Source organism: Paraliobacillus sp. X-1268, assembly GCF_003426095.1.
GTDB lineage: Bacteria > Bacillota > Bacilli > Bacillales > Amphibacillaceae > Paraliobacillus_A > Paraliobacillus_A zengyii.
In genome coordinates, this window is sequence record NZ_QJSK01000006.1 from 79,158 (window position 1) to 91,159 (window position 12,002).

6 protein-coding genes are annotated in these 12,002 nt (G+C 37.9%); 1 reads left to right on the forward strand and 5 read right to left on the reverse strand.

What is annotated here, in order from left to right; genetic code table 11:
- Positions 1-20 precede the first annotated feature (20 nt).
- From D2K62_RS09840 to xylA, 5 genes are all read right to left on the reverse strand, one after another.
- Positions 21-1,508: a glycoside hydrolase family 1 protein gene (locus tag D2K62_RS09840; protein ID WP_117161374.1), complete on the reverse strand. Its 1,488-nt coding sequence runs from the start codon at positions 1,506-1,508 to the stop codon at positions 21-23.
- A 413-nt stretch (positions 1,509-1,921) separates the two neighbouring features.
- Positions 1,922-4,246, reverse strand: a complete 2,325-nt coding sequence (locus tag D2K62_RS09850) for a glycosyl hydrolase family 95 catalytic domain-containing protein (RefSeq protein WP_117161375.1) — start codon at positions 4,244-4,246, stop codon at positions 1,922-1,924.
- A gap of 2 nt (positions 4,247-4,248) precedes the next feature.
- Complete coding sequence (locus D2K62_RS09855) at positions 4,249-7,068, reverse strand: glycoside hydrolase family 3 protein (RefSeq protein WP_117161376.1); 2,820 nt, start codon at positions 7,066-7,068, stop codon at positions 4,249-4,251.
- Positions 7,069-7,173: 105 nt separating this feature from the next.
- Positions 7,174-8,670: a xylulokinase gene (xylB, locus tag D2K62_RS09860; RefSeq protein ID WP_117161377.1), complete on the reverse strand. Its 1,497-nt coding sequence runs from the start codon at positions 8,668-8,670 to the stop codon at positions 7,174-7,176.
- 13 nt (positions 8,671-8,683) lie between these two features.
- Positions 8,684-10,009 (reverse strand): xylose isomerase, encoded by a 1,326-nt coding sequence (gene xylA, locus D2K62_RS09865; protein WP_117161378.1) that lies wholly within the window; start codon positions 10,007-10,009, stop codon positions 8,684-8,686.
- Positions 10,010-10,753: 744 nt separating this feature from the next.
- On the opposite strand from xylA, the gene D2K62_RS09870 reads away from it, so the two are divergent.
- On the forward strand, positions 10,754-11,938 hold the full coding sequence (locus tag D2K62_RS09870; protein ID WP_117161379.1) for an ROK family transcriptional regulator: 1,185 nt from the start codon (positions 10,754-10,756) through the stop codon (positions 11,936-11,938).
- Positions 11,939-12,002 lie beyond the last annotated feature (64 nt).

Below are 12,002 nucleotides of genomic sequence, written 5' to 3' on the forward strand. Positions count from 1 at the left end.
TTTGTAATCGTTTACATTGTCTATCTATTACTATACAATTCTTTTCCATTTGTTTCAATTACTTTTTTATACCAATAGTAGCTTTTCTTCGGAATGCGTTTTAAATCTTTTTCACTTGTATCATCACGATCAATATATACAAAACCATATCGTTTCTTGTAACCATTCAACCAACTTAATAGATCCGTAAAAGACCATGCACAATAACCTAACAATTCAACACCGTCTGTGATTGCTTTTTGCACCTCAATAAGATGCGTTTGTAAATACTCAATCCGGTAATCATCTTCAATTGTTCCTTCGTCCGTTAACTGATCAATTGCACCTAAGCCATTTTCAGTAATCATCATTGGTAAATCATATCGATTTTGAAGTCTTCTTAAAGCAATCCGTATGCCAATCGGATCAATTTCCCAGCCCCATTTTGTTGTTTCTAAAAATGGATTTGCAACATTTTTAAACATCGTTGTTTCTGGACTTTGTGCTTGCTCCGTTTTTGGTTGCATTAAATAAGGATCTGTTGCTTGAAATGCCTTTTCTTCAGCATCTTGATCTTCGCTTGTTGGTGGTTGCTCTATTTCATTAGCTTTTACTGTTCCACCATGGTAATAGTTCACCCCAAGAAAATCTGGTTTCGCAGATTGCAGTAATGCTTCATCACCAGCTTCCAACGTTGGTGCGATACCTAATCGTGTTAAATGTTTAAATGTAACTTTCGGATATTTTCCGTGAACATAAACATCCATCCACCAGTGGTTCTGGAACTCTTCGCCATTTAATGCAGCTAATACATTCGATGGATCACAATCAAAACTGTACATCGGACCATATCCAAAGCTTGGGCCAATTAAACCATTTGGTACCAATTCATGAAAACTATTTATTACTTTTGCATTGGTTAAATTGATGATATGATTCGCCGCAAACATTCGTTTTACGTCGGTAACTCTTGGCGGATGTGTATCCCAACGATATCCCATTGCAGTAAAAACATTCTGTTCATTAAAGCTTACCCAGTACTTGACCTTATCCTTAAAACGTGTAAAAAGCGTTCGTGCATATTGATCAAAGTCATCGATTACTTTCCTTGATTCCCAACCGCCATATTTGTCCTGCAAAGCTTTTGGAATATCCCAATGATACAACGTTAAGACTGGTTCAATTTTATATTTACGTAACGCATCGATAAGTTGTTCATAAAATGCTAATCCTTTTTCATTTACTTCTCCGCTTCCTTCTGGAAAAATTCTGCTCCAAGCAACTGAAAAACGGTAGGATTTCATTCCCATTTCAGCCATTAGTTTGACGTCTTCTTGGAAACGATGATAGTGATCAACTGCCACGTCACCATTTGTTCCTTCAAACGTCTTCCCTGGAATTTTAGCAAATTCATCCCATACAGACGGTCCCTTACCATCTGCATCCCATCCTCCCTCAATCTGATAAGCTGCTGAAGCCGCTCCCCATAAGAAATCTTTTGGAAATGGATCAAGTTTTTCATGGTACATATCTATCCGCTCCTTTTATTATTATTTATTACTCAACTTTTACAGAGTAAAACATGCAATTAAGTCTTAGTGTAACTAGGAAGTTCTGCATTCCAAAATTGAAGTTGACATCGCGCTACTTCTGTAAGCATTATCGCGATACATATTACGAACTTGATAGAAAATGTGATGTAATTCAACTTCCTGACCCGCTCCTCAAGTGAAATTGACTCCCTTTCCGCAGGCACGGCTTCAGCTAACTCGGATAAGCAAAGTACGCTTTCCGAGTGGATCTTCAGCCCGTGCTGTTCCTGCAGGAGTCTCGCCAATTTCACTTGATGCGCTAGTTTAGTACGCAACAGAAGTGCCTAATTGGATTATAATTCCTTCTTATTCCAAAAATTAAGTTCCTATTTAGCACTGCGAAAGTTGATTTATTTATTATTTAATTGAAATACAATTTCTGTGTGTTCATTAGCATGCAAGTTCAAGCTGATATGACCTGCTTTTTCTTCAATTTTGCAGCCAGTAAACGCTGTTACTTTCGCATTTGGATATAGCGGTAGTTTTACTGCCATGTTTTGATCACTTCCACTTGCTAGGAGGTGCACTCGTAATTTACCTTCTGCTAACTCCCATTCCAAATGTGCAACTTCAAGTTGATTTGCTAAACGGATACCTTTTATTTCGCCTTGATCTATTTGACTAGGCAATGCACCTAGTAGGGAAAGCGTCTGATTATGGTAGTCAATTAGCATTTCATGTATTACCTGTGGAAAAGCACCATTACCATCGACATTAAAAACCTCTTGATTATTATAATGACTCATCATCAATGATGGATAAAAACAATCATACTTTGTTAACATCGTAAAAATATCATAGACAAGTTCTGGCATATGAAACTGTGTTGCACATAAAGCTGCGTGCATCCTACCATGCGTAGAAGTTGTATCACCTTCATCACTTTTCAACCATGCTTCTAACCGTTTATCAAATGCCACTTTACTTGCTTGCCAGAGCACCGGCTCGCTTTCCTCGGTAAACTCTCTACTTTGAAAGACTGGATATAAGTGAGAAAAATGCCGGTGATTAAAATTTTCTTCACTCTCTGCTGTTGACCATTCCTTTAACGCTCCATCAGCGTTTATTTGGTAGCCTGGCAGATTATCTAGTATTTCTTGCCATTGGTCAATTTTTGGTGAATGAATTTGTAAGACATGATAGCTAGCTATTAAATGCTGCAACACTTCTTTTGCGACTGCGATGTCTTGCGTTGCATTATCTGCACAGCCATTCTCTGCAGAATAAGACGGCGTAAAGCGGTACGTTCCATCTGAATCTTTTATTAAAAAGTCCTCATAAAATAGTGCCACTTCTTCTAAATATGGTACTGCCTCTTTTGCTAAAAATTTCTTATCACCTGTGAACAGATAATATTGATAAAACCAATGCCCAAGCCATCCAGCACCACACGTCCAAAAATGGAGCGGCCATTCCTCATTCCAATGGATATGCTTTCCGGTGTTACTAGAATGTGCGGATGACATAATTCCCCTACACCCATAGTACTTTTGTGCATTTTCTCGAAACCCTGGAAGTAACTCTTTAAGGAGTCGAAAGTAACCTGCCAATCCTTCTGATAAATTACTAGATAGTGCGGCTGCGATTGATAACTGGACGTTGGTATCAAAAGTGAAATCTCCACTCCATGCTGGATGAAATGTACCGGTCCAAATCCCTTGTAAATTTGGCGTTAGCTCCCCTGCACTTGATAGGTACATATAACGACCTGCATCATAGATTTTTTCTATTAATGCTTGAGGTAAAACGGAATTTTCCTTTGCTTCGTCCAATAAGCTTTCAATATTGCGCTGGCGTTGTGTATCAGTTGTAAGATTAAGCGCAACACGATCAAACATTTCTTGATGTATTCTAGCATGTGCTTGAAATAAATCTTGATAAGTTTTATCAAACCCTATCACACTAGTTAAACTGTCCATGTTACTATCTTTTTCATCCTGATAAGGGAAGATCTTCATGATTATGAGGAGCTTCGTTGTGTTTCGAATACGCACTTTGTCTAACTTCTGTTCACATATAGCATCTGGTGCAATCAAACGTATCACAACATCATAACCACCTGCACCATTTACATAACGGTAATGAGCTGTTATCCCTTCTTCACTTAACTGTTTCTTACTATCTAACCCTTGATTATCATAATTAGCTAAGCTTACATTGCAATCAATCATTCCCTTATTCGCTTCTAATTGATAGACAATAACATCGTCTGATCGGGATACAAATGTTTTACTTTGATAATCTGTCGTTCCTTCTGTAAAATTCACTGCGATTTCACCAGTTTGATAATTTATACTTTTATAATAGCTCTGATAATTTGTTACTGGCATATCAATATGCAAATGAAAAGCTGGGTGATATGGATCACTCATTGTTAATCCTGGATAACCAGATTGTTTTGCTTTTTGGTAGTAAAACTTTAAGGCTTCTTTGTATCCTTGTGTACGAATTAATTCTCTCACCTCTGGTAAATGTTCTGCCATTTCTGGTAGCTGGTGGCTATTACCTTGTGGCAAAAATAACCGACAATGGTTACCAATTATCGTTTCGTGCATTGGGTCACCATATACCATCACACCTTGCGTACCATTTCCCGCAAGATAAGCTTCTTCCCATTTCTTAGCGGGGGTTTTGTTCCAAACACCTCTCAAAGGTATCTTGTCTTTTATCTTCATGATTACTCTTCTCCCTTCATTAGTTGAACAGTTAAAAGAGAAATTGGACCTTTAAAAGAAAGATAGATATCATGTTTTCCTTTACTTGTTTCAATATTGACCTGTTGATCAAGCCATTGATATGGAAATCCTGTTTCAATTACTGCTGTAGCGACGGGATCATTATCTAATCGATCCAAATGAAAATGCATTTCTCCACTACCACCATCCGTCGTAACACGACATTGCAACTGATTAATCACTTCAAAATTCACCTGTTTAAAACAAATCCAACCGTCTGACTGATTGGTAATACAGTTTTGTTCATGTTCTCCTTTATCAATAATTACACGCTCGTAATCATCATAATTCTCTGCCATCGTTCGCTTTGTTAAAGAGCGTTCTGTCAACTGACGACCAATGACAGGAATTGGATCTGCTGTTACATAGATAGCTTCACTTGAGGATCCGACAGAAAAGATACACCTTCCTTGTTCTAAACAAAATGCTTCTTCTGCTACAACATAAACCTGTAATTGATCCGCCATAACAGGGAAAGAAACGGTTTGTGATTCACCTGGATTTAATTTGACCTTCTCAAATGCAACTAGTTTTTTCTTTGGTCGTTTTACTTGTGAATCTACTATCGTGGCGTAGACTTGGGCAACTTCTTTTATGGTACGCTCACCTTTGTTGATCAATTTAATTTTTAGCTTTATTTTTGAATTCTCAACTATTTCTGATTGATCAATTTCTAAGTTTTGATAGACTATATCTCCGTAATGGAGCCCATGTCCAAATGGATAAAGAATGTTCTCGTCTGCATACATATAAGTGCGTTTACCTTTGATAATGTCATAGTCAAAGATATCTGGCAGCATATCAGTATTTTTGTACCAAGTCATACTCAGTTTTCCAGAGGGAGACGTATCTCCAAACAGAACATTACTTATAGCTGTACCAAGCTCTTGGGAGCCGTGTGCACTATATAAAATTGCTGGAATATGATCTTGTTCCCAATTTAACGCGAATGGATAACTGCCTATCACTACAACAATAGTTTTAGGATTTGCATGATAAACTGCTTGAATCAACTGTTGTTGGTGTTCCGGTAAAGAAATACCAGGGCGATCTTCTGTCTCTCGACCATTAACCATTGGATGATTCCCTACGCAAACTATCGCAACATCACTCTGTTTTGCTTGTTCTACAGCTTGCTCAATACCTGATTGGATCACAACCTTTTCAAACGTATCTGCTTTTATGCCGGATGAAATTGTCTGGTCATCTAGTACCGCTAATGGTTCCTCTTTCCAAGAAGTAAGATGATATGTCGAAGCTTTTTCATCGTTCGGATAAAAACCGATTTTCTCACGAACAAACCAGTCAAATACTTCTTCTTTATTTGTTTGTAACACGTTTGCTAGTTCCGGTAATGTCAGGTATTTATTTGTCGATACACTTTTTAGTAGGTTAGCGTTCCAACCCCAGTTTTCCTGTATGAATTGCGCACTTTCTGTAATAGATTTTGCATCTGCATGGACAATACCATCTTCTGAAATAGCTAAATACTGCTGTTTATCTAGTGCTTTTAGTGCAATACGATCATGACCACTGGTGTAAGTAACAGCTTGTCGGAAGCATCTACTCGTAATAGCCTTTAACGGGGAAACAGCATAGGGTGGATAGCCCGTATACCAATCACGAAATACTTCTGTTGCTGTTGGACCAATTACTGCTATTTTTTGAAGTTTTTCTTCATCTAATGGTAGGATCTTGTTATCATTTTTTAATAAAACAAGTGCTTCTTCTGTTACTTTCAAGGCTAACCTCGAACGCTCCGGGCTGCACATCGTCTCCTTTTCTAATTTCGCATATGGATTCTTACTAGGATCAGCATCAAAATGACCGAGACGAAAACGGACTTTCAAGATTCTAGAAACAGCTTTTCTAATGTCTTTAGCGGATATCCAATCGTTGGCTAGCGCTTCTTTTGCTGCATCTTCGACGGTTTGTTTATCATCAACAAAACAATCAATCCCTTTTTTAAAAGCATCAGCTAATGCTTTCGCGAGACTGTCATAATAACCATATTCCTCGACGTTTAAACTAAGTGCGCCTCCATCACTGACAATGAAACCGTCCATTTGCCACGTGTCTCTGACTACCTCTTCTATCTCCTTCAACTGCATTGCCGGAATCCCATTTACACCGTTATAAGCGGTCATCATGGATAATGCTTTTGCTTCGACAAAGGCCGGTTCAAATGCTTTTAGATAATATTCATGTCGATTTCTAGGATCGATACTATTTGAAATACTTCCTCGTCCATATTCATTATTATTGCCATAAAAGTGTTTTGGAGCTGCAACCATTTTTAAATAAAAAGGGTCATCACCTTGCATACCTTTGATCAATTCTTTGGATAATTGTCCTGTTAAATAAGGATCTTCACCGTATGCTTCTTCTGTACGTCCCCAACGCGGATCACGTTCCATATCAATCGTCGGTGCCCATAATGTTAAACCCGTCTTATGATCTTGTTGGTAGTAAAATATCCGCGCTTCGTCCCCAATTGCTGAGCCAACTTTATGCAGTAATGCTTTATTCCATGTACTTGATAGACCGATTGGTTGCGGATAGACGGTTGTTTGACCGCCTTTTCGATCTACTATACCATGCGCCGCTTCTCCACCAATCGCGTATGCTTCCATGCCTAAACGCGGAATTGCACTTTGCGAAGTAGATAAAAGGGTAATCATCTCTTCTAATGTTAACGCTGTCATTAAATCATTTAAACGATCTTCTAACGGAACAGTTGGATTGCTAAATAAGTTCCCCAATTAATCCATCCCTTTCTTTTTCAAAAATGAGCTATCTACTATGTATGTAAACAATATGATAAGAACTACTAAACAACCTAGTCCTTATCATATCTTTGTTGTTTATTAACGAAATGCCATTAAGCCTTGATTTATTGTTTTTGTTTGCTTGTAAATGTCTTGATATAGCTCAAATAACTGCTGGTAGCTTGCTACATTTTCATGAATTGGTTGGTAGGTTTCTGCTTCTTCTAAAAAGTGATCTGCACAATCTTTTAGCGAATCGAACCAACCTGAGCCGAACGCCGCTAACATAGCCGCTCCCATACCAGGTCCTTGCTCACTCTTCAATTTGATTATCTTAGCATTAAAGATATCTGCTTGCATTTGTAACCATACTTTGTTTTTTGCGCCGCCACCAATTGCATAAATCGTATCAATCTGCTTACCGTTCTCACGAAATATTTTAATCGACTCGTGTAACGAAAACGTAATACCTTCCAAGACCGCCCTAGCAAAATCTTTTAACTGATGCGAGCTGTCCATCCCGATAAAACTGCCACGAATTGTTGCATCCGCATGCGGTGTTCGTTCTCCAACGATATAAGGTGAGAAAAGCAACCCTTTAGCGCCAACTGGGACTGTACCAACATCTTTTAAGAGCGCATCAAAGTCTTCATTCGGTGCAAAAGTGTCTTTAAACCAAGATAGACTATGACCAGCAGCTAACGTGACGCCCATCGCATAATAAGTATCTTTTTCACCGTGATTGAAATAGTGCACTTTTCCTTGATAATCTTTTTCACCAGTTGGTTCGTAAGATAGCACTACACCAGAGGTACCAATACTTGCGAACGTTTTCCCCTCAGACAGAATGCCAGATCCGATTGCGCCACATGCATTATCTGCTCCACCTGCAAAAACATTCGTTTCTGGATTAAGTCCTGTTTCTTCAGCAAATTCCGTTGCAATCGTGCCAACGTTTGTTTCTGCATCAACTAGTGGTGGACAAAGGGAGAACGGAATCGCTAGTGTTTCACAGATTTCCTCACTCCACTTCTTCGCACCAACATCTAGTAAACTAGTACCTGCTGCATCAGAATAGTCCATTGCAATTTGACCCGTTAAGCGGAAACGAAGGTAGTCCTTCGGCAATACAAATTTCGTTGCTTTTGCAAACAGTTCTGGTTCATTTTCTTTGACCCATAAAATCTTTGGTAGCGTGAATCCTTCTAGTGCTAAATTTTTGGTAATGGAAATAAACTGGCCTTTCCCGACTTTTTCATATATTTCCTGACATTGTTTCGTTGTCCGTGTATCATTCCATAAAATCGCATTGCGCAACACGTTATGCTGTTTATCTAAAAGAATTAGTCCGTGCATTTGACCTGAAAAGCTCAAACCTTGGATATCCTTGGTATCGCCAGCATAATTCGTTGTTAACTCTTTCAATGCTGCTTTTGTTTGGATAACCCACTGCTCTGGATCTTGTTCGCTGTAACCAGCTTTTTCTTGAATTAACGGGTACGACTTCGTTACTTCATCTGCTACATTTCCATCTTGATCTACTAATAAAACCTTTACTGCACTTGTGCCTAAATCTATACCAATTACATATTTCATCTGTTCACCTCGTTTATTTCTCTGCCATCACTTGTAATAAATACTGATTAATTGTCGATTTAATTAGCTCTAAACGACCAGATTTATGCTTGATTTCACCTAAGTCTAAAGCATGTGCCTCCAACTTTTTGAAATCAGTCTTTCCACTTACGATATCAAGACCTATTCCTTCGTTATATGTGCTATAACGATTTGATAGAATATCTTCAAACACATTATCTTCAATCATTTTACTAGCCACTTTATAACCTACTGCAAAACTATCCATTCCTGCTACATGCGCATAAAATAAATCTTCCGGCTCAAATGATCCTCTTCGTACTTTCGCATCGAAGTTTAAACCACCTTTACCTAGTCCACCATTTTTGATTATTTCATACATTGCTAGTGTAGTAGAATATAAGTCAGTTGGGAATTCGTCTGTATCCCATCCGAGTAATGGATCACCTTGGTTTGCATCGACAGAACCTAAAATGCCATTTATACGTGCATAACGTAATTCATGTTCAAATGTGTGTCCAGCCAATGTTGCGTGATTTGCTTCTATATTAAGTTTAAAGTGTTTTTCTAAACCATAGTTTAACAAAAATGCATGTGCTGATTGGCTATCATAATCATATTGATGTGTAGTTGGTTCTTTAGGTTTTGGTTCAATTAGAAATTGACCATCAAAATCAAGTTCCTTCGCATAGTCAACTGCCATATGAAAGAAGCGTCCTAAATTATCTTGTTCCAATTTAAGATCTGTATTTAGTAATGTTTCGTATCCTTCACGGCCACCCCAAAAGACATAGTTCTCAGCCCCAAGTTCTTTTGCTACTTCCAATCCCTTTTTCACTTTAGCTGCAGCATATGCATACACATTCGCATCACTTGATGAAGCTGCGCCATGCACAAAACGTGGATGTGTAAAGTTATTAGCGGTGTTCCAAAGTAACTTCACACCGCTATCCTTCATATAACCTTTCATCATTGAAACAATTGTGTCTACATTTTTATTCGATTCTCTTAATGTATCACCCTCTGGTGCGATATCAACATCATGAAAACAGAAATATTTCACTCCTAATTTATCAAAAAACTCAAACGCGGCTTCCACTCGAGCTTTTGCTTGATCCATTCCTGTGAATTTATCCCATGGACGAATGGCAGTTCCTGCTCCAAACGGATCCGATAAATCTTGTGTAAAGGTATGCCAATACGCAACACCAAAGCGTAAATATTCTTCCATTGTTTGCCCATTAACTACTTCATTTGGATTATAAAATTTAAATGCGAGCGGATCCTTCGATTGAGCACCTTCATATTTAATCTTGTTAACGCTTTCAAATACTGTCATAAAAAAAACCTACCTCTCTTGAAACGTTTTTTTATCTTACTATGGGCTTAGTATAGCAAGCTTAACTAAGTTTGTCTAGTGAATAAACAAAGTTTTTAGTATTATTTTTTATGTTATGATACATTAGTAATAACATAAAAAATAATTGCTAATCCTTGACTGATTTATAAAAGATTCTTTTATTATGAAACATCTATAAATGCAGGTGAAACGGACCCGCTGCTCAAGTGAAATGGGCTCCCTTTCCGCAGGAGTGTCACCCATTTAACTTGATACGCTTGTTTAATCTACTGTAATATTATCAAGAACGTAATTTAATTACATGTCGAAAAGATATGATATCAAGCAAAGGAAGCAAATGGGGGAGACTCCTTGAAAATATAAATCTATTTTCTTCGTACGATGTGAACTCTTTGAAGCATTCCTTGTCCTGTGGGAACAGCAAATGTTTTCGATGGAATGAGTAATCGCAATCCCACGGGCTGAAAGATCCATTTAGTAAAGCGTCTTTTGGGTCTGTGGTTACTCGACCCACCAAAACATTTGCTTTACTAAGTTAGCTGAAGTCGTGCCTACGGAAAGCGAAGTATATTTCCAGATCGTTATGTCGCAATGTTGCTTACGAAATGAGCACGAAGTCAACTTCAACTATAGATTGTGTGATTTCCTATTTATACACTATCTTTTGCCAACTTCACGCTGCGAAAGTTTAATATTATAAATACAAAGAGGATGTGAACAACGATGAATCAAACATGGAACCAGCATGTTGTCAAAAAGGAAAATAAGACACTTGTGCTTGAAACAATTAAAACGAACACACCCATTTCACGTGCTCGTGTCGCCCAACTTACTGGATTAAACAAAGGAACAGTATCCTCTCTTGTAAGTGAACTAATCGATGGAAATATTATTGGGGAGTCAGGACCAGGAGAATCCAGCGGTGGTAGACGACCTGTTATGCTTTTATTTAATCACCTTGCAGGCTATTCAATTGCAATCGACCTAGGCGTGAATTACATATTAGGCTTGTTAACTGATCTGAATGGAAATATCATTTGTGAACAGCGTGTTCATTTTAAAGATAAGACATTTGAACACGTCATGCTACGTTTATTTGAAATAATAGAAGATCTTCAACAGGCTGCACCAGAAAGTCACTATGGTGTAGTCGGCATTGGCATTGGTGTTCCAGGCGTTGTAAGTAATGATGGTGAATTGCTACTAGCTCCAAACCTCGAATGGAAAAGAATTCATTTGTTACACGTACTAGAGGAACGTTTTAATTTACCAATTGTGATAGAAAATGAAGCAAATGCTGGTGCATATGGTGAAAAGGTGTTTGGGGTAGGTCAAGATTTTAGTAATATGGTTTATTGTAGTATTGGAACTGGTATTGGTGTCGGTCTGATTTTAGAAGAAAAACTCTTTAAAGGATTTAATGGATTCTCTGGAGAACTTGGACATATGACGATTGAAAAAGATGGCATTCCTTGTCGTTGTGGGAACAAAGGTTGCTGGGAGCGTTATGCATCTGAAAGTGCCTTGCTTGAAAAGGCTCTTAGGTTAGGATTAATTGAAAAAAATGATGTCACACCAATTCAAACGCTCGTTGCGCTAGCTGATAATGGTTTAGTTGAAGCAATTGATTTATTTGCAGAGATTGGGGAATATATCGGTGTTGGATTAACAAACAGCATTAATATCTTTAATCCTCAAGCAGTAATTATCGGCAACCAAATGGCTGCAACCGAAAAATGGATTCGGCCTGCGCTTGAAAGGTATATCAAGAATCATGCGATCGGTTTTCATCAAGAAGACTTAAAAATTAAATTTTCAAGTCTTACCTCTCATTCCACTGCATATGGCATGGCAGCTTTTACGATTGAGGCATTTTCTATTCGCTTTAATAATACTATTTCAAATTGATTGATGTCTCTAGTATTTGCTAGAGACTTTTTTTATTGTATAATAACTTTAATTTAATAGAAAA

What these genes read in the sequence shown, in the direction of transcription:
- D2K62_RS09840 (WP_117161374.1), bottom strand. Translation starts at nt 1,508, where the DNA reads ATGTACCATGAAAAACTTGATCCATTTCCAAAAGATTTCTTATGGGGA.
- D2K62_RS09850 (WP_117161375.1), bottom strand. Translation starts at nt 4,246, where the DNA reads ATGAAGATAAAAGACAAGATACCTTTGAGAGGTGTTTGGAACAAAACC.
- xylB (WP_117161377.1), bottom strand. Translation starts at nt 8,670, where the DNA reads ATGAAATATGTAATTGGTATAGATTTAGGCACAAGTGCAGTAAAGGTT.
- xylA (WP_117161378.1), bottom strand. Translation starts at nt 10,009, where the DNA reads ATGACAGTATTTGAAAGCGTTAACAAGATTAAATATGAAGGTGCTCAA.
- D2K62_RS09870 (WP_117161379.1), top strand. Translation starts at nt 10,754, where the DNA reads ATGAATCAAACATGGAACCAGCATGTTGTCAAAAAGGAAAATAAGACA.